Origin of the sequence: Methylocapsa aurea (assembly GCF_000746085.1) — a bacterium.
Lineage (GTDB): Bacteria > Pseudomonadota > Alphaproteobacteria > Rhizobiales > Beijerinckiaceae > Methylocapsa > Methylocapsa aurea.
Genome location: NZ_JQKO01000004.1, coordinates 23,749 through 43,439 on the forward strand (window position 1 = coordinate 23,749; position 19,691 = coordinate 43,439).

General features: G+C 63.7%; 14 protein-coding genes and 2 pseudogenes. 2 read left to right on the forward strand and 14 right to left on the reverse strand.

The features are described 5' to 3' along the window. Positions 1-107: 107 nt before the first annotated feature. The 14 genes and pseudogenes from DL86_RS03210 to DL86_RS20780 form a co-directional block, all read right to left on the reverse strand. Positions 108-1,541 carry an aldehyde dehydrogenase family protein gene (locus DL86_RS03210; RefSeq protein ID WP_036258213.1) on the reverse strand — a complete coding sequence of 478 codons (1,434 nt, stop codon included), beginning with the start codon at positions 1,539-1,541 and terminating at the stop codon, positions 108-110. After that, positions 1,525-3,642, reverse strand: coding sequence for an acetate--CoA ligase family protein (locus tag DL86_RS03215; RefSeq protein ID WP_036258214.1), 2,118 nt, complete (start codon positions 3,640-3,642; stop codon positions 1,525-1,527). Before DL86_RS03215 ends, DL86_RS03210 begins: the two co-directional genes overlap by 17 nt. After that, positions 3,639-4,643, reverse strand: a complete 1,005-nt coding sequence (gene xcbE / locus DL86_RS03220; RefSeq protein WP_051952576.1) for a coenzyme M biosynthesis enzyme XcbE — start codon at positions 4,641-4,643, stop codon at positions 3,639-3,641. Before xcbE ends, DL86_RS03215 begins: the two co-directional genes overlap by 4 nt. Next, positions 4,640-5,998 (reverse strand): 3-sulfopropionylcysteine synthase XcbD, encoded by a 1,359-nt coding sequence (xcbD, locus tag DL86_RS03225; RefSeq protein WP_036258215.1) that lies wholly within the window; start codon positions 5,996-5,998, stop codon positions 4,640-4,642. Before xcbD ends, xcbE begins: the two co-directional genes overlap by 4 nt. Next, on the reverse strand, positions 5,995-7,524 hold the full coding sequence (gene xcbC, locus DL86_RS03230; protein ID WP_051952578.1) for a 2-phosphosulfolactate phosphatase XcbC: 1,530 nt from the start codon (positions 7,522-7,524) through the stop codon (positions 5,995-5,997). Before xcbC ends, xcbD begins: the two co-directional genes overlap by 4 nt. Next, a complete protein-coding gene (comA, locus tag DL86_RS03235) occupies positions 7,521-8,411 on the reverse strand; it encodes a phosphosulfolactate synthase (RefSeq protein ID WP_280948971.1) in 891 nt (296 codons plus the stop codon). Before comA ends, xcbC begins: the two co-directional genes overlap by 4 nt. Then, positions 8,392-9,330, reverse strand: a complete 939-nt coding sequence (locus DL86_RS03240; protein ID WP_051952580.1) for an XcbA family protein — start codon at positions 9,328-9,330, stop codon at positions 8,392-8,394. The genes comA and DL86_RS03240 overlap by 20 nt, the downstream gene beginning before the upstream one ends. Positions 9,331-9,437: 107 nt before the next feature. Beyond that, a complete protein-coding gene (locus tag DL86_RS03245) occupies positions 9,438-10,277 on the reverse strand; it encodes a CoA-transferase (RefSeq protein WP_036258217.1) in 840 nt (279 codons plus the stop codon). Then, positions 10,274-11,236 carry a CoA transferase subunit A gene (locus tag DL86_RS03250; RefSeq protein WP_036258219.1) on the reverse strand — a complete coding sequence of 321 codons (963 nt, stop codon included), beginning with the start codon at positions 11,234-11,236 and terminating at the stop codon, positions 10,274-10,276. Before DL86_RS03250 ends, DL86_RS03245 begins: the two co-directional genes overlap by 4 nt. Positions 11,237-11,259: 23 nt before the next feature. After that, positions 11,260-12,852 carry a GMC family oxidoreductase gene (locus DL86_RS03255; RefSeq protein ID WP_036258527.1) on the reverse strand — a complete coding sequence of 531 codons (1,593 nt, stop codon included), beginning with the start codon at positions 12,850-12,852 and terminating at the stop codon, positions 11,260-11,262. Between the two features lie 115 nt (positions 12,853-12,967). Continuing rightward, complete coding sequence (locus DL86_RS03260) at positions 12,968-13,711, reverse strand: SDR family NAD(P)-dependent oxidoreductase (RefSeq protein WP_036258220.1); 744 nt, start codon at positions 13,709-13,711, stop codon at positions 12,968-12,970. Beyond that, positions 13,708-15,285: an FAD-dependent oxidoreductase gene (locus tag DL86_RS03265; RefSeq protein ID WP_051952583.1), complete on the reverse strand. Its 1,578-nt coding sequence runs from the start codon at positions 15,283-15,285 to the stop codon at positions 13,708-13,710. The genes DL86_RS03260 and DL86_RS03265 overlap by 4 nt, the downstream gene beginning before the upstream one ends. A gap of 310 nt (positions 15,286-15,595) precedes the next feature. Then, positions 15,596-16,726 (reverse strand): uroporphyrinogen decarboxylase/cobalamine-independent methonine synthase family protein, encoded by a 1,131-nt coding sequence (locus DL86_RS03270; RefSeq protein WP_036258221.1) that lies wholly within the window; start codon positions 16,724-16,726, stop codon positions 15,596-15,598. Positions 16,727-16,990: 264 nt separating this feature from the next. Further along, positions 16,991-18,374: pseudogene (locus DL86_RS20780) on the reverse strand (ISKra4 family transposase). A gap of 554 nt (positions 18,375-18,928) precedes the next feature. Here DL86_RS20780 and DL86_RS20730 point away from each other — a divergent pair. Both DL86_RS20730 and DL86_RS20680 read left to right on the forward strand, forming a co-directional pair. Further along, on the forward strand, positions 18,929-19,495 hold the full coding sequence (locus tag DL86_RS20730) for a recombinase family protein (RefSeq protein ID WP_342585842.1): 567 nt from the start codon (positions 18,929-18,931) through the stop codon (positions 19,493-19,495). Further along, positions 19,441-19,557 (forward strand): annotated as a pseudogene (locus DL86_RS20680) (hypothetical protein); the annotation flags it as partial. The gene DL86_RS20730 and the pseudogene DL86_RS20680, both read left to right, overlap by 55 nt. Positions 19,558-19,691: the final 134 nt, after the last annotated feature.

The following is a 19,691-nucleotide window of genomic DNA, read 5'->3' on the forward strand; positions in this document are numbered from 1 at the left end:
ATGGGGAATCGGCCGGGTCGACTCCGCGGTAGGGCCGGAGGTGCGGCATGATCGGCGGCATGACAGCCGTAATTTCCGAGCAGCGCCTTAGTATCCTGGCCCCGCGTTCACTCATTGCCGTATTTCAACCAATGAACGCCAAAGACTTCCTCGGGCGCCACGCGCCGCGGCGCGACCGGGCGGGAGACCCAGGTCAGATTGACGAAATGGCGGACATTGACGTTCTCCGTCGTGATGTTCCCGCCCCAAGTCCCGCAGGAGAGCGAGAGAGTATAAGGCAGGCCATTGCGGACGCTGCCCGCTCCTTCATTCAAGCTCTGATTGACAATCACGCGCGCCGTCCTTGTGCCAAAGGCCAAAGTGCGAACGTGATCGTCGCGACTGCTGTGAATGCCGCAAGTATGACCGGCGCCCTGATATGAAGTAATTCGGTTGACGAGGTCGACTGCGCCGTCGATGCCGCCGCTGTACCGATAGAGCGCCAGGACCACCGACAGCTTCTCCCCGGAGAAAGGATGCGCCTCGCCGACGCCGTCTTCCTCGACCATGAGAAATGTGCGGTCCGGTGCGAGCTCGATTCCAGCCAGTTCGGCAATGCGCGCGGCGGACTTGGCGACAACCTCGATCGACGGAATGTGCTCGCCCTTCGGCCACATCGCAGCCTGCAGACGAGCCTTTTCGGCCGGCGCGCAGACATGACCGCCGCGCTCGACGAGTTTCCGCTTGAGGGCCTCGTAGATAGAGGAATGGGCGGCGACGGAATTGTCGGCGAGGCAACTCGTTGCATAATCAAAAGTCTTGGCGTTGGCGATCATTTGCGCGGCGTCGTCGAGATCCGCGGTCTCGTCGACGACATGCACGGCGTTGCCCACGCCGACGCCATAGGCCGGCGTCCCGGAACTATACGCCGCTTTCACCATTCCCGCGCCGCCAGTTGCAACAATCAAGTCGCTCATTCGCATCAACAGTTCGGTCTTTGCGATCGACGGCCGTTCGATGACCTGGATGAGGTCGGCTGGCGCTCCGACTTGCAGACATCCCTTGCGCATGACCTCGACGACGGCGGCGGATGTCTTCCTGGTCCGGGGATGGGGCGCGATGATAATCGCATTGCGGGCCTTGAGCGCTCCCAACGCCTTGACGGGCGGAGTGGCGTCCGGCCCTGTCGTGGGAATGAGCGCGGCGATGACGCCGACCGGCTTGGCGATCTTGATCAATCCGCGCGCCGGATCTTCCTCAACGACGCCGCACGTCTTGATTGACGCCATGTCGGTCAGCGTTCCCATCACGCGGTTGGCGAACTTGGCGACCTTGTCTTGAACGTTGCCAAAGCCGCCCTCTTCGACTGCGAGCTTCGCCAGCGCTTCTCGCGACTTGTAGACCTGCCACCCTACGGCCGTGACCAGGGCGTCCGCCTCTTCCTGCGCATAATGTTCTATGGCCGCCTGCGCAACGCGCGCCCGTCCCACCATCGCTTCTATCTCGCAGCGCGCCTCGTCTTCCGCGGGGACAACAGCGGGAGCCTTAGTGAGCGTCTCCATGGTCTCGTCCTTCTTGCTCAAGCGACCGGGAAGAATTGACGACGCGCATGCGCGCGTCAACAATAGTGAAATCATCGCCATTGGCGATGATGGGATTGAGATCGAGTTCGCTAAGCCAGGCCGCGGCGCAGAACCATTGCGACAGGTCCCCGATCAATCGGGCGAAGCGAATGAGGTCGATCGGCGGGCGGCCCCGAAATCCGGCAAGAACCTTGTGGCCTTTCAGCTCATCCAACATGGTCCGCGCCTCGTCGGCATCGATCGGCGCCAGACGCAGGGCGACGTCGTCCAGAACTTCCGTCCACACCCCGCCAAGGCCAGCCATCACGATCGGGCCGAAGAGCGGATCGCGCCGAGCCCCGAGGATCAGCTCCACACCCGGTCCCTCCTGTCGCTGCAAAAGAGCCGGGCCGGCGCCCAGTCGGCGAGAGAAATCCTCGAATGCCTCGGCGACTGCGGCGCCGTCGGTCAGGCCTAGGCGCACGGCGCCTGCGTCACTCTTATGCGCCAGCTTAGGACGCTCCGCCTTGAGGACGACCGGAAATTGCATCTTGGCGGCCGCCGCTGCCGCAGCGGCGGGGTCCGTAACCACCATCCAACGCGCCACGGGGAAGCCCGACTGTTGCAACAGAGAAAATGCCGCGGCGGAGGTCAACCAGCCTGCATCGTCGACAGCGGCTGGCTGGAGAATTGGCTCCCTTGCCGACAGGCGCGCCAATGGTCGGAGCGGTCGGGAGACGGCGCCCGCAAGAATGGTAGCCGTCGCGCCCGGCCAAGCGTGGCAGGGCACCCCTGCCGCTTGCAGCTTCTTGCGATTAGCGTCCGCGCTTCGCGGCGCCACCCAGCAGACATGGATCGGCTTGAGCGAGCCCCTCTCACGCGCTCGCGCGCTTGCCGCAATGACGACGTCGCCAACCTCAGGCATCAGCGCCGAGCGCTGCAGCAGGACCGGAACCACCGCGTCCACTTCCTCGGACGTCATCAGGGCTTCAACCGCAAATTCGTACATTGCTGCGAAGCGCTCCCAGTCGGTGGCGACATCAATGGGATTGACGGCCGATCCTTGCGGCGGCAGTTGGCTTGCGATCTTTGCTTGCAGGCCCGGCGACAGAGCCGGCACGGCGAGACCTTTCGACTCCAGGAGATCGGTTAGCTCCACGCCTGTTCCGCCCGAATTGGTGACGATGCCGATATTGCGGCCCCGCAGCGGCGGCTGGCGATCAAGGGAAGCGGCCACGTCGAGAAGCGCCAGCCCATCTTCGACAAGATGCACGCCTGCTTGACGGAGAGCCGCGAAAATCACGGCCGCGTCGCCGGAGAGCGCGGCGGTGTGGCTGGCTGCCGCCCGTTGAGCGTCGGGGTGACGCCCTGTCTTCAAGGCGACGATTGGCTTTCTCGTCGCTACCGCCGCCGCCGCCTCGAACAGCCCGCGGCCATCGGAGATCGATTCCAGCAGCATGGCGACGACTCTCGTCTCGGGGTCCCGCCCCAGAAATTCGAGCAGCTCGACGTCGTCGAGGTCGAGCTTGTTGCCAAGGGCGACTATCTTGGCGAAGCCGGTGCCGTCATCCGTCGAGCGCCCGTAGGCCGCCATGCCATAGGCGCCGCTCTGAGTCAGCAGGGAAATGCCCCCGCGTGAAGGCAAGCCGATCGATAGGGAGCCGTTGAGGCCGCAAGCGGTGTTGATGACGCCAAAGCAGTTCGGGCCGAGAATCCGCACTCCACGCGCAGCCGCCATGCCGGCCACCTCGCGCTGCAACTCGACGCCGCGCCGTCCGGTCTCGGCGAAGCCGCCGCTGATGACGATAGCGACAGGGACTCCTGCAGCGCCGCAGTCCGCAATGACGTTTGGCACAGCCGCCGGCGGCGTGACGACGATCGCCAAGTCCACCGGCCCAGGAACGGCCGCAAGACTGGGATAAGCGGGACACCCCAGAAGCTCGCTGGCCGACGGATGAATCGCGACGACTTCGCCTTCGAAGCCCGCCTCGAGGGCCGTCAGGTTGCGCAGGAACAAGGCTCCGGCCTTGCGGGGGGAGGCCGAAGCTCCGACGACCGCCACGCGGCGCGGCGCGAACAAGGCGTCCTGCCAATCCGTCACGACATTCCCTCCACGGCGGCGGTGAACAGGCTCGGAGCCCCACCGGTATGCAGAAAGAGAACGTCATCCGCGCCGGCATATCGGCCTTGCGACAGCAGGGTGCGGTAGCCGGCCATGGCTTTGCCGGTATAGGTGGGATCGAGGAATACGCCTTCGGCGCGCGCTGTTGCGACAATCGCGCCCTTCCCTTCCGGCGATGGAACACCGTACCCCGCTCCAAGGAAACCATCATGGACGAAGAGCTTGACGCTACCGAGCTGCGCGGGACAATCGAGCGCGGCGGCCGCTTCGGCTGCTAAATTCCGGGCCCGCGACAAAGCTTCGGCTGCCGGCCGGCTGACCGTGATCGCTTCCAGCCGCCAAGTCGCGCCGAACAGCGCCGTTCCCAATAGCCATCCCGCGAGCGTCCCGGCCCCTCCCACCGCCATAACCACTGCTTGCGGCATGACGCCGAGATCCGCGCATTGTTCGAGGGTCTCGCGCACCGCCAGGACGTGGGCCAGGGCGCCGAGGGCGCAGGCGCCGCCACGAGGAACGCTAAAAGGCCGGCCGCCCCGCGCGACAACCTTGGCTACGGATGCCTTGATGCCGCGATCCACGGAAGCGCGGTCCGCATCGCCGGTAAAGACGATCTCGGCCCCGAGCATTCGGGTCAACCAATGGTTTCCTTCGACCCTCGGGGGCGCTGCGCCCCAATAGATGGCGATGCAACGCAATCCGGTCATGGCCGCCACACCGGCGCTGGCCCGAACATGGTTCGACAGGGGACCGGCGCCGGTAACCAGAGTGTCTGCGCCTTGACGCAACGCTTCGGCGACGATGAGATCCAGGGAGCGAACCTTGTTGCCGCCGAATGCAAAAGGAAGAAGATCGTCGCGCTTGAACCACAATTGTGGACCGCCAAGGGCCGCCGAGAGGCGGCGGGCGGGGGCGAGTGGCGTCGGTTCGCACACGAGCGACAGACGCGGCAGGGCGTCGAGGCTAGCGGTCCAGGCGGTCACGGCGGGCTCCCTTTGAGAACCCGGTCCACCAGCTCTCGACAGTGCCCGGTTTGGGCCTCGATGGAAAACAGCCGATCGATTTCTTGCGTCTTCAGATGACTGCGGATGTCTAAATCCTCCGCGACGGCGGCCGCGAAGGGCCTGCCTTCGCGGCGCGCCGCGGCGGCCAGCCGTTGAACCGCACGATGCGCTGTCTGCTTGCCGACGCGGTGGGCAAGGGCGATCATGAGGGCTTCCGAAAAGAGCAGCCCGCTGGAAGCTTCCATATTGGCGCGCATGCGGTCCGCGCGCACCTCCAGCCCCCCGAGGAGAGATGCGAGCAGGCTATGGGCCTTGCCCGCCGCCATGGTCAACTCCGGCACGGCGTGCCATTCCACCTTCCACGATCTGCCATCGCGTTCGTGGTCGTGAACCAGGCCCTCGGCAAGAAGCCCAGCATTTGCCCGCACGACGCGGGCCAGGGTTCCAAGATGTTCGGCCATCTCCGGGTTGCGCTTATGCGGCATGGTGATGCTGCCGATCCCTTCGGTGCTGGCGCTTTCGCAAAGCTCGCCGATCTCGTCGCGCTGAAGGTTGTAAATCTCGTGCCCGATCCGGTCGGCGGCGCCGGTGGACAGAACCAGGAGGTGAGCCCATTCGGCGAGGATGTCGCGGCTCGCCGTCCAGGATATATCCGGCTCGCGCAGGCCGAGGCGCCCGAGGAAGCGCCGCTGCACGGCCAATGCTTCCGGCCCCATGGCCGAAAGGCTGCCGACGCCGCCGCACAGCTGGCCCACTTCCATGCGCCGAGCGGCTTCCTCGAAGCGCTGTCGATGGCGTCGCAGTTCGGCCAGCCACCCCGCGGCCTTGAACCCGAAGGTGATCGGCAGTCCCTGCTGCCCGTGGGTTCGTCCGGCCATGACCGTATCCCGGTGGCGTCGGCAGAGGTCCGCCGTCGCCGCCATCGCGCGCTCGAGGTCCGCGACGAGCAAGCCGCGGGCCTCACGCAGCGTCAGCATGAGCCAGGTGTCCGTAATGTCCTGGACCGTGGCCCCGAAGTAGAACCATTCAGCGCCGGACGCGGAGCATCGGCGCGCGACGGCCGCGATCAAACCGGCCGTCGAGTGGCAGGTTGCTTCGTATCGTTCCCGGCATTCGGCGAGAAAATCAGCGTCGACATCGATCGACCGGCACGCCGCCTGAATGTCTCGGGCCGCCTCAGCCGGGATAAGCCCATGTTCGGCTTGCGCTTCCGCGAGCAGGCCCAACAGATCGAGCCATCGCCGCGTTCGCGGCGCATCAGCGAATAGGGCCCTCATCTCTGGGGTGGCCCACGCGCCGCCGTAGATGGCCGACCCGAATGACCATTCCGTCACGAGGCGTCTCCCGCGAAAGCCTCCGCCTCGGCATGGAGGCGACGGAGCGCGGCCTCCCGGTGCGCGCGCGCGACTTCGATCGCGCGGCGGCGCTGGCCGACCGCCTCGAATAGTGCGGCCGCCATCGCCGTCACCTCTTCCGGTGAGGCGCCGCCAACATCCCTCCGCGACGCGACGCAGGTGGTAGGATTGAGCGCCGCGGCGACCAATTGATCAGTAACGCCATTGAAGGGCAGGCCGGCGGCCCGCAGGGCGTTGGCGACGTCGCTCGCCGTCGCCGCGGCGAGGGTGCGCTTATTCTCCTCCAGCGCTCCGACGAGACGCCCGACGACGCCGTGCGCGCAACGGTAATCGATTCCGACCGCCGCCATCAGACGCTCGGCAAGGTCGGACGCACATGCCGACCGATCGTCCAAGGCGGCAAAAGCGCGCGCCTCGTCCATGCTCAGCCCATCCACGCACTCGGCGACGAGCGATGCGGCCTCGCCGGCGGATCGAACGGCATCGGGCGCCGCCTCGTAGGCGAAAAAGCGGTTGTCCATCTGGCCGGAGGGCGTCCGGGCGGCGGCGGCCATCCCGGCCTGCACGCCGATCAGACGGTTCGCGACAGCCCTGACGAAGGCCAGAGCATATGGGTTGCGCTTGTGCGGCATGATCTTGCTCGCCCGCGCATGGCGGTCAGCAAGTCTGACGAACCCGAATTCGGCCGATGCGAAGATCATCAGGTCCTCCGCCAAGCGGTCCAGATTCACCGCCGCGGTCACGGCGACGGCGGCCGCTTCAAGAGCGATGTCCGCCTGCCACATGGCGTCGCGGGCGTGCCGGACCGGTTGGCGAAAACCCAGGCGGTCCGCCAGCTTGGGCCGGTCCTGCATCGTCACCGAGCCATTGGAGCTGCCGATGCCCGCGGGGCTCTGGTCGACGCGGTCGTAAAGGGCCTGGACCCGATCAAGGTCGCGCAGGATCGGCCAGGCGAAGGACTGCAGGTAATGGCCAAATGTGGTCGGTTGGGCCGCCTGCAGATAGGTATAATCGGGCATCAGCGCGTCGCGGCGTCGCAGCGACGCGGAATTGAGAGCCTCGGCCGCCTTGGCCAGGGCCTCGCCGAGATCAAGCAATTCGTCGCAGAGCGTGAGATGGTAGGCCGTCGTCAGCGCCTCGCGGCGTGCGCGGGCGACGCCTAGCCAGCCGACCGCCTCGGTGCGTTCGGCGAGCCAAGCCTCCCGATTGGTGTATAGGTCGCCATATTCGGCGGCCGGAGCGAATGAGGCGCGCGCCTCGTGGAGCGCGAGAAGCGCCGCGACCAAGGCGCGGGCGCTATCGCGGGGGATGACGCCTCGCTCCGCCAGGGTCATCGTATGCGCGAGATCAACCCAGCCAATCGTCGTGACCAGACCTTTCTGCGCTTGCAACTCGCGACTAAACGCGATGTCGGTGAGGCGCTTCGACGGCGCTTCCGTCAACCGTTCACCGACCTCGAGGACGGCCGCGCGCGCGATGTCGCCCAAAGGAATGGTCGGGCTCATTTTTCGCTCCGGGCGGGTTCGATTCCGACTGCGTCCTCAACCCGCGTCGGATCCCAGCGGCCAGAATCCATGGATTGATGGGCGATCGTCGAAAACGTTTCGAAACGCAGGCCGCAGCGCAAGGCTTCCAGAGCCAGGCATTCTTGCGGTCGGATATTGCCCAGGCTGACATTGGCGCCGAATCGGCAAACCAGATAGGCCTGCTGGGGCCGGAGGGGGGCCTCCCAGATAAGGCGAGGAGCAGAGTCCCCGACCAGCCTGATGATCTCATCCAGGAAACCGGTGCGAATGCCGCCTTTCTGGTCGTAGATGCCAATGCCCTGCCCGCACTCCCTCCCCTCGATAATCACCCAGGAGGCTCCCCAGGCCAGATCCTTCAAAGCCTGCTCGGCCAGTTCCTCGGCGCCCGGCTGCCGCTTGGGGTCCTTGCGGCCAACCTCGGTAATGGCGACGAGTCCAGAATCCCGCGCGCACTCAATGACTCGCCGGCGACGGTCGCCGGGCAGGTCGATGGTCCCTTCGGAAATCTCGACCGCCCGGAACCCCAGGTCTTTCGCGTGTCGCATGAAGACGCGGCAGTGCTGCTGGACGATGGCCGCTTCGAGCAAGGTGCCGCCGGGGTAAGTCAAGAGGTCGCGCGCATGGAGTAGCGCCAGCTTCTCCTCGAGGATCGGCAGCGGCATCAAGGCCGAGGTGCCAAAGCCGAACTTCCAATGGTCGATGTGCTCCCCCGCCAGCGCCAAAATGTCTCGCAGGGCGGTGGCGCCGAGGCCGGTGTCGATGACCATCGTGACGCCGGTCGTCCGCGGCCGGCGGATCCTGCGGTTCACGATCACGTCAAGGGACCATACGCCCTGCCAGGGCGATCTAAACCCGGTCGATGTCACGCGACAACTCCCTCAACGCCCGTTCGATCATCACCAGGTTCGCCCCCCACGGGACAACCATGACTTCGCCCTCACGTTCGATGTCGAATTCCCAAAGGCAGCATTTGAGGATTGTCGGCTCACTCCTGCAACCGCCGATCACGCGCGGGCACATTTCCACTCGCGGCGGCTCGTCGCCATAGTAGTGACGGTGGAATTGCAGGCTGCGTTCGCAGCCGATCAAGGTCCAGTCATGACGCTCGGGAGGTCGCTCGTCGAGATAGTAGATCGGAGCGCCGAGGTCCTCGAGGCCTCCCGACCTGCAAGGGACCAGGAACGCGGGCGCCGACATGTTCCGCACCAAATTCTTCAGGTCTATCCGTTCGAGGACCGGAATGATGGGAGGCAGATCGGCGTAGCTGAGAACGTGGCGAACGAGGTCGAAGAGTTTGGGAGGCTCGGGAGGAGCCACTTCGACGACCTTGAGAACGAAAGGACTCGGATGGTGGATGAAGTTGACGTGGTCATACTTTCCTTCGCAAATGAGCGTCTGGTCCTTGCTGACGCCGTGGAGGGCCGCCAGAGCGGCAAGGGCCGACCGGTTTGCGCAATCGGTTTCGGGATCGCGCACATAGATGCACGCTTCAGCAAGGGCCAGGACCTCCACATGCACAATCGGCGCGAAAAGGGGTTCACGGTCGGAAACATCGACGGCGATGACCGCATGTCCTCCGCCCGGCGCCTTCAGCACGATGAACTCAGTGCGGCGATAGGCCTCCCGGCCAAGGAAATAGTCAGCAATTCCGTGCTCCGTCATCGGGCCATCGAAAGCTTGGACGCTGACTCCGCGGTAGGGAAGCGGAACCACGTTGAGCCTCTCCTTGAACAGCGGGCGGGCGGTTTTGGCTTGGGGCGCGAGCAGACCGGCCGATGCGGGCATAGGACATTCCTCCCTCGCGCCCAGAGCATGATGTCTATCATGCTCTCTATCTCTTTGTTTTAACGTATGATCTTATCGAAAAAGTCTGTACGTTTTGGGATCATGCTCTAGGTGATTGCGAATTCGCGCCGCAGATCCTCGGCGCGAATCTCCTTCTCGTGGACCTTCAGTGGATCGAGCCGCCGGATGAGTTCGACGACCGAGCGCTCCGGCGCCGGAATCGTCTCGACCTTGGCGGCGAGCCTCGGCGTGAACCCCATGTTCTCCAGAACCTCGTCGAGCGAGGTGTCGCGGTAGACTGCGGTTAGCCGGGCGTGCCCGTCGGCGTCGAAGTCGAACAGGCCGAGCTCGGTCACAAGCCATTGCGGGCCGCCGCCGCGATGGCCGAGCTCCTTTGCGGGCTGTCCGTCTCGGGTGCGGTGGCCAAGATTGGTGATAAAATCGCAGTCCTCGACGAGACGGAATCGGCGTTGGCCCTTGGCGTCCTTCGGCGACCGATGGGCCGTGGTCCAAAGGGTGATATGGGCTGCGTCGCAGGAAAGGTTGCAGCCGCCGCCGCCGCCGGGCAATTTCAGCTTGATGTTGGGATAGCCCAGCGCCGTCACATTGCAGTTGCCCCATCGGTCGATCTGTAAGCCGGACAGGAACATTCGTCCCATGCGCCCGGCCGCCGCGAGGTCGAACAGCTCCTCAATGCCAAGCGAGGACGACGCGCCGCGATCCATCACCCAATCGTTCGAGGTGGGGGCCAGAAAAGGCGGTTCAGGATCGACCCCATAGGTAGCGCCCGCCACCAAGATCATCCGCGGCGCATGGGTTCGCTTCGCCACATGCATGGCGAGCTGGATCAGCGGCGATCCGAATCCATGGAAGACCAGCGTCCCGTCCGCGATCGTGCGGGTGAGCGCCGCGATCATCATCTCGCCGAAGGTGCAGCTTGTCGTCATGCCATCGCCTCGTCCATGTAAAGGCGCTTCCAGGCTTCGGCGCCATCGCGCCAAGAGGAAAGACGGGCGCGCGCTTTTTCGCCGCCGATCTGCGCAAGATAGTCGGCGTGGTCGGGCGCGCCGTGGACAAAGACGGAGAGATACTCGGCCAAGAAGGCGTCGGCGCCCTTGCGGGCCGCCTCATAGTACAAGACCGTATGGCGTCGATCGTAGGCATAAAAGGGATAACAGGCGGTGGGATGCGCGCCCATCGGGACCTCGCTCACCGCAGTTACGTAGAAGTATGGGATGCTGACGCCGCCGAGTTCCTTGAGCCGCGCCGTCGAGACGATCTCCTCGACCGTCGCCAGCACCTCCCGCGACGCCTTTGCGAAAAGAATATCCGCGACAGGTGGTCCCTGAATCAGCAGGTTGCCCTGGGCATCCCCGTACTGGGCGTGAATGAGGGCGACCTCGGGCTCGATGGCCGGGACGAGCAACAGCTCTTCGCCGGTAAAGGGGCAAATCATCCGCTTGTACTCGGGGTGAAGCGACGGAAAGCTAGTGCCCCTGACCGACCGGATGGGCAGGAACGGCAGGCCCTGGATGGCGGCCCGAAGCTGTTGCACAAGAGTATAGCAACAGCTGTCATCAACGCTGACTGCGCCGGATTCGAGCGCGCGCCGATAATTCGGCGCCATGCCGAAATCCTGCTCGAAGCCGACGTAGCTCTCCGAAGATCGTGAAATGGCGCCGCCGCCGCTCAACAGGTCGATATCGATGCCATGCGCCGAGCCGACCACGGTGAGACCCTTGACGCCACGGCGCAGGATGGCCCGCAGCAGGGCCATGGGCTCCCGCGAGGAGAGGCCGCCTCCCACCGCGACGACGGAGCCATCCTTGACCTGCGCGGCAAGATCGTCGAGGCCCGTGCGCTTATCGGAGTCGACGTAAATGGGTCGTGGCTCGGTCTTGGACATCTCACCGCCCATTAAACTAAAAATCATACGCCCTGCCGCGAGCCGTTGCGAATCAAATCCGCTGCTTTCTCTGCGATCATGATCGTTGGCGCATTCGTGTTGCCGCTTACGATTGTCGGCATGATCGACGCGTCCACGACGCGCAGTCCCTCGACGCCATGCACTTTGAGATGGGGATCGACGACAGCCATCTCATCAACTCCCATCTTGCAGGTGCCGGCCAGGTGCCATGTGGTGGAGGCAGCGCGCCTCACGAAGGACTCGATATCCGCATCGCTTCTCAGCTCCGCTCCCGGCGCTATTTCGACGCCTCGGATGTCGTCAAAGGGCTTAGCGTACAAAATCCTGAGGTTCCAGCGTACGCCAGCGACGGCGCATCTCATATCGTCGGGCGCACTCAAGTAGTTGAAATCGATCATCGGTCGATCAAGAGGGTCGGGCGACGAGAGCGTGACCTCGCCGCGGCTGAGCGGCCGATTCATGTAGGCGGTGAAGGTTACGCCATGCCGGTCTGGCGGCCCGCCTTCGGGATAGTCAGGAGCCAGCGTCATGAGGAAAAATAGCTGGAGCCCCGGATACGCCTCTTTCGGCTCGCTTTTGACAAACGCTCCCGCCTCAAGGAAGTTTGACGCGAGCGGGCCGCTGCGATGAGCCGCGTATTCCTGACATGCGGCCGCCTTCGTTTCGTCCGGGAGCGGGGCGAAGGTGAGCGGCCGCGCGATCTCGCACCGCACTCTTGTATGGAGATGGTCCTGCAGGTTCTTGCCCACGCCTGGAAGATCCAAGCGAATGTCAACCCCTCGCCGTTCAAGCTCGGCTTTTGGTCCGATCCCGGAAAGCATCAGCAACTGAGGCGAACGCAAAGCGCCGGCTGAAACGATGACCTCGCTAGCAGCGCGCGCCTGCTCCAGGACTCCGAAGCGGAGATAATCGACGCCAGCGGCTCGGGCGCCGCTGAAATGCAGCTTCGTCGCCTGGGCATGGGTCAGGATGGTCAGGTTCGGACGCGAGCGCGCCGGGTGGAGATATGCATTGGCGGCGCTACAGCGGGCGCGATTTGCGAGCGTGGCTTGCAAAGGGCCACACCCTTCTTGAAACTCTCCATTGAAGTCTGGGTTGAATGGGATTCCCACTTCCTCCGCCGCGGCGAGATAGCGTTCGACGAGAGGGTTCGAAGGCAAATGGCTGTCGACATCAAGGGGACCGCCCGTGCCGTGATAGCGGTCGGAAAGGGTCTTATTGCCTTCCGCTTTCACAAAGTAAGGCAAAACGTCATCGTATCCCCAGCCCTCGTTCCCGCGGCGGCGCCATTCGTCGTAGTCGCCGCGGTTGCCGCGGATGTAAATCATGTAATTGATGGAGCTCGATCCGCCGAGCACCCGGCCTTGAGGCACAAAGATACGGCGCCCATTCAAATGCGCCTGGGGAAGAGTTCTGTCAGCCCAGTCGCAGGGGCTGTCCTGGAGTTGCCCGTAGAATGCCGGTATCCGGATCGAGGGCGCGTCGTCTTCGCCGCCCGCTTCGAGCAATAATACCCGGCAAGCGGAATCCTCGGTCAACCGGCTTGCCAAGACGCAGCCCGCAGATCCGGCGCCGACAATGATGTAATCGAACATGACCGCTTCCATCACGGGCCGATTCGGTGGCCGGTGCCATTGGTCTTCACCCGATTGCCTTCCGCCCGCTTAGACATCCCAGAACCACCTACCGAAAGCCACGTGGTTGCATCGATCAGACGGCTGAGTACCCGCCGTCAATGGGTATGGCGGCGCCGTTACAATAACTGGCCTCGTCGCTGGCGAAGAAAGCCGCCGCGCCCACGACATCCGACACCGCGCCGATCGTCCTTTGGGGAATGCGGGCCAGCACCTCCTCCCGCAATGAGGGCTGGGCGAGCCGCCAATGGGTCATCGGCGTGTCGATCATTCCCGGGCACAGGGCGACGGACCGAATTCCCTGGCGCCCATAGTCGACAGCGATGGCTCGGGTGACTTGGATGACTGCGGCCTTGGCGATTGAATAGGCGGCCCGGCCGGGGAACGCCACGAGCCCGGCCACCGAAGCTATGTTCAAGATGACGCCGCGGCGCCGCTCCAGCATGGCCGGCAGGACGGCGACGCTCAGCCGGATGACGGCTCGCAGGTTCACATCGATGACGCGGTCGGCCACATTGGGCGGAGTTTCGTGGAGGGTCGTCGCTTGCGCGCCGCCGGTCGTACCAGCGTTGTTGATGAGCACCTCCGGATGGCCGAAGCGCGCGACCGCCTCGGCCAGCGCCCCCTCCAGCTGCGCATCATCAGTGACATCGGCGACAGCTGGCAACAGGTTCGGACTGGCAAGCTGGTCGGCCAGCGACGCGAGGCCGCCCCGGTCCATGTCGAGGGCGACCACTTGGTCTCCCAGGCTGAGGAAGCGCGCCGCCAGCCCGGCTCCAATACCCGAAGCCGCCCCCGTGACCATCACCACCCGGCTCATAGGTTTCGGAGCTCCCGATGGCCGGCCCTCAGGCGCGACAATTGAATGAAGTGAGTGGGGTTGAGGAACAATTCGTCCATCTCTCCCAGCTCATCTATGGTCAGGCCCCTCTGGACCAGCACGTTGAGATATTGGAACGCATCCTTGGCTCCATAGCCCACGTGATGCGCCCCCAACACCCTTCGGGTATCGCCATCTAACACCAGTTTTTGGAAGCCGGACATGTGCGGGCGCGCCATGGCGTAGAGCATTGTCCTGTCGCTCGCCGGAAGGCCGATGGCGAGGCCGTTGGGGTTGTCGGGAGGCATTTTCAGAATGACGACGTTCAGAAAACGCGCACGCGCCTCCTCCTCGCCGAGGCCGAGCCAGCTCACCTCGTAATGGGTGTGCAGGAAGTCCGGCCAGTCGGACGGCCGGTAGCTGACTTTCTCGCCCATAATGGCGCGCGCGGCATAGACTCCGCTCTTGCGCGCCTTGAACATCTCCATGGGAGCGCCAATGAGGTCCCCGACCGCATAAACATCAGCGACCGATGTCCGCAGCTGTTCGTCGACCACCACGGCGCCGCTGTCGTCGACGGCGACGCCAAGCGCTTCGACCGCGGGGCGCGACCGTGGCCGTTCGCCAAGCGCTTGAAACACGAAATCGGCGTCGATCTGCAGCGGGCCCGCAGGCGTCTCAGCAACAACTCGGGCAACGTGGCCGGAGGCGTCTCCGATAATGGCGGATGCCGTCGCCCCTTCTATGATCTCCATACCCTGCTCGCGCATGCGGTCGATAGCGTAGGCGCGGGTGTCGCCGTCGCGTATGAGGTCGAGAAGCCGGCTGCGGACGAGCATGACCACATGACGGCCCGTGGCGTTGAAGAAGCAGCCATATTCGACGGCCGTCTTACCTCCGCCGATGACAACCACGGCATCGCCCGGCTCGCGGTCAAGGGTCTCGACCAGCGTCGCGTAGTCGTGCACGCCGTCCAGTTCGCTCCCGGGCGCGTCCAGGCGGACTGGCTCGGCGCCGAGCGCCAGCACCAGAGCGCGAGCTCTGAAGACCTCGCCGGCCGCCTCGACGGTGTGAGCGTCGAGGATTCGGGCCGATGCATTCAGCACGAACTCGATGTCGAGTTGCTCTTTGCTTTGATAGTTCATGACGGCATGCGGCCCCGTGCGGCCACGCCGGAACAGATCGACCACTTCCTTGATCGAGGTCGTCCGTCCAGTCATGTCCGGAAACCAGAGAGTTCCGGAGAAAGCGCGGGCCAGCATCAATTCTGCCGCGCACTCCGAAAAAAGATGGTGGGGGACGCAAGCATTGTGTGGGCAGGAGCCGCCGAGAAAAGGCCAGCGATCAATCACTAGCTGACGGCCGCCCAGGGCGCGAAGGTATGCCGATCCAAATCGCCCCGCCGCTCCACCGCCAATGAAAATGGCGTCGAATTCGCGCCGGTCGCCATCCCGGATATTCCTGATGGGGCCGACGATGTTTGGCTTCTCGAGCGCCTCCTCGATCTTCCTCGCCCATTGTTCGATGGTCAGGAAGGACGGATCAGAGCCTTTAGCAACGAACTGATCCACCATCTGTCTCCCTTAATCGGGCGTAGAAATCGGTGCTTGTCCTGACGATCGCGCCGGGTTAACCGCCGCAGCAAGGACAACCGGCGCCATGACCTGTCTCCCAGGGATGGGGCTCAGGACGCTTGTTGGGATCTGGCCGCGCGCGGCGACCCCCGCATCCCGAGCATGTCCACTCGGTGGGCATGCGGGCGCCCTTCAGAACGAAACTCTTCGCAACCCGCCCGCAGTCGGGACAGGCGATCGTATAGACTGGCATTTTAGAAGCTCCGGCGTCAGATGGCGGGGGCGTCAGTGGCCGCGCCATCTGGTCAAGTCACTCGGCGGCTACGGCTTGCTGCAGCCTTTCGCGGACCAGCTTGGTCCCTTCGACCAGGGCGTGGATCTTGTCCTGCGCAATGTAGCGCTGCAGCAGGATCAGGCCACAGTCTGTGGTGACGCCGAGCCGATCGGCCGGGACGACCCTCAGCAGGGCGGTGATGCGGTCCGCCACTTCAGCGGCCGTTTCCGTGATCGTGCTCTTGACGTCGATCACCCCGGCCCAGAAGTCGATATTGTCCGGCAGCGGAAATTCCTTGAAGGCGTCGAGACCTGACATATCATCGACGCGTCTGCCGCAACTCTCAAGATTGAGGACATTGATGCGCGCTTCGTAAGCCTTCGGCACGATCGAGCGCGTTGCCGCCGGGGCGTTCGCTTTCTCCTTGCGCTTAGTCAAGTCGTAGATCTCGCCAGGCGTGCCGGTCTCGTCCGGATAATAGGCCGGGGTGCCGCCCCAATTGCCCCAGCAGACATGGACGATAATGCGGGCGTTCTTGACCCCTTCGACCGCCGTGTTGAATGCTTCGATGGCCCAGTCCTCGAAGAAATAGGGCCAAGTGAACTCATCCAATTGGATGAAGTCGACGCCCAACGCGTCTACCTCCCGAATATCCTCGTTCATGGCCTTCGCGATGGCCAGCGCTCGATCGCGGGAGTTGCTATAGTAGAGATCGTTCGTACATTGGGCGAGAACCTGGACGCCTGTGTATTGCACCTTGGTCGGTTTACTCGTCGCGCGTTTGAGCGCCCGCGCCTGCTCGACCATTATGGCGCCGTGCCGCCGAATTTCATGCTCCACCGTCCCAGAATGCAGACGACTATAAATTGGGAAGCCTAGATGATTGCCTCGAAGATCGTAGCCCAGCCGCCGAAAATAATGGTAGACTGCGGTATCAGCGTAGTTGTCGCCGTGGACGCGTCCATCCGTGATGATGTCGAGGCCAGCGTTTTCCTGATCCAGGACAACCGCTGCGACGGCGTCTTCGAGAGCTTCGCGGCTCATGGAATCCGGCGGTTCCCGGTCACCCTTGAAATGTCGCGCCCACGTAGCATCCCACCAACGTGGGTTGGGGTAATTGCCCACCATGCTGGTTGGAAGTGGGATGTCTTGCCCTCGAATTTTCATGCCCTCTCTCCCTCGTTGCCCCCCCGAAGTTGACGCTGGCCTCCGATGCACGACAATTGCGTGAGCGCCAATGTATCCCTTTAACGCTATGACTTAGTTATTAGTTCCTGATTTGGCGTAGCTGCACAAAGCAATAAAATCAGAGAGCTAAGGCTCTGGTGCAAACAGCGCAAGGGAGGCATATTTGCCGATAAGGGAGCGGCATGCTGAGCGTAGATGATTTGTTCAAAGGCCGCCATTGAGACCGTCTCAAACTTGGGGGTTCTAACCCGCCTGGCATATGGGGGAGCGCGTCGACAGGCCGAGAGCGATATGGTCGCGTTCGAATGTTCCGTTCAAGACGGCGGTCAGAACCTTGAGCATGAAGTGCGCTCCTCTCGGCGACCAGCGCATTTGCTGCTTTGCCGTCATCCGCCGATGCAGCAGTCTATGGACTGCGCTCTCGGTTTGGGCCGTCGAGATTAGCTCGGCTGAACGCCGCGCGGCGGCATAATTGATGATCGAGGAGAATTGTCCCGAGACGTAAGTCTCGAGATCTCGCAGGATGCCTGTGAGTTTCTTTGAGATAGGCCGCGGTCAGCTGGACTTGGCGCTTTGGCATTTCGATGTCCTGCAAAATCTCGTCGATTAGATCAAGAGCCCCTTGGGGGCGGCCGTGCCATAGCAGCCAACGGATCCGTTCAATCTTCTTCGCGAGCAGATCGCCTTGCGGGAGATCCTCGTTGGTCCCGCGCGGCCAGCTTCGAACCGTTTGGGTCACGTGCTGAACTCGCATCGAAAGATGAAACCAGTCCATAACATGACGCGCCGGACCCGGGCTCGCGGATTCACCCAGAAAGCGTGGGCCTTCTACTCCGTCGCTCAACACCGTCACCAGAGTCGCGGGCGTTGCGCCAAGGTCGCGCAGGACGGCGCTGAGCTGCTGACGCTGCCGATCCGCCTCGACCGGGACGCTGCAGAACAGCTGCTGCTTCCCTCGGTCGTTACTGGCGCAAGCCAACATGACCTCGAACGATCGCATCTGATAGCTTCTGATCGACTTCACATGGCCGCCGTCGAGCGAGACCACGATCGACTGAGCCGATGGCGGACTGGCCAATGGCTTGGCGGCCAGGCTCTGCTGCTCCAATTTCGCTCCCACCCAAAGGGTTCGCCGTCGCGCCGTTTCGACCGCAGGCGCTTTATCCAGGGGTAGAAACTCGGCCATCAAGGCCGCCGCGCGGCCTTAAGCGGCCAAGCTCCTTATTTTGACGAGAATGCGCTCGTATTCTTGTGTGCATCGATCCCGCATGATCTCAGCCAGCGGGCTGACAATTCGGCGCGAGGCGACTCCACAACGGCAGGGATTGAGGCGAGGCGCCTCGACTTTCACGACCCCGAACAATGTCGTCAGCTGCCGGGTGCGCCCGTCCTTGATGGCGCGACGGGAGCCGCAATGCGAACAAATGCGCCTATGATCACAATATTCATCGGCTTGGGCTTGAACCAGCTCGGTCTGCATGGCGGCCAGAACTGACTTGCCCTCGGCCAAGGTCAGCCCAATGTCCTCTGGAAAGATCGCGCTTGTCGGTCGGTGGCCAGTCACCAGCTCACGCGTCTCCACGTTCCCGTTTGCCTCTGTCAGCTCCAGCAAAACCCGCCACTTCATTCCACGTCCCCAGGTCAATAACGACCAGAAACCTATAGCACCCCCAAGTTTGAGACGGTCTCATCAGCCACCATGAAACAAAGGCAGTCCGGCCGGACGAGGGCGCGATCCTTGTTTCAGATGACGGGGACCGCCAAAAAGCGGTCTGGCTGCCAAAGGCGGCTATTGAGATCGAGCGCGCCAAGGACGGTTCGACAATTGTCACTATGCCCGAGCGGCTGGCGGTCGATAAGGACCTCGTCTGAGAATGCGCCGCGCGCCGCGTCCCCGCTCAGCCCCGGAAGAACGCCCCATCGATCCTCGGATGATTGAATTGGTGCGGGCTCTTGCGCGCGAGGCCGCAAGGCGGGATCATCGCCTCGCGCTGGAGCGGATGGCCGCTAGGCGCGCGGGCGAGGCGAAGGAATGAAAGCGGTCATTTACGTGCGGTTTTCCACAGACCTTCAAAGCGAAAAATCCATTGAAGATCAAATAGAGCTCTGCCGTGACTATTGCCAAAACGCGGCCTGACGATCGCCGGAACCTATGAGGATAAAGCGCGGTCCGGCGCTTCGATGTTCGGCCGAGACGGCCTGCTCGCGATGATGGAGCGAACGCGGGCGGGAGGCGTCGACGTTGTCGTCGTCGAGGCCCTGGACCGGCTCTCGCGCGACATGGAGGATCTGGCTGGCATCCACAAGCGCCTAGCCTATGCCGGGATCGAGCTGCGCGCCGTCCATGACGGAAGAGCTGATACGGTCACCGTGGGCCTGCGGGGCCTGGTCGCCCAGCTCTACCGCGAGGACGGCGCCAAGAAGGTCAAGCGCGGCATGGCGGGCGTGATCCGCGACGGCCGTCACGCCGGCGGCCGAGCCTATGGATATCGGCCCATCGCTGGGAAGCCAGGGGAAATGGAGATCATCCCGGATGAGGCCGATATTGTGCGCCGCATTTTCGCGGCCTACGCCGCCGGCGCGACGCCGCGCGATATCGCCGGCGCGCTGAACCAGGACGCGGTTGCTCCGCCGCGCGGCGCAAAATGGAACGCCGCGACGATAAAGGGTCCCGCCAGCGCGCCAATGGCATTCTGCAAAACGAGCTCTATGCCGGAAAAATCATCTGGAACCGCGTCAGGATGGTGAAGGACCCTGACACAGACCGGCGGGTCTCGCGGCCGAACCCGGAGTCGGAATGGCTGTCCGCCGAGGCGCTGCATCTGAGGATTTTGGATGATGAGACATTGGCTGCCGTCAGGGCCAAGCGCGGCGCCAGGTGCGGGGAAGCGCCGGCGAAAAGCCGCCGGCCGAAGCGCTTGCTCTCGGGCCTGCTAAAATGCGG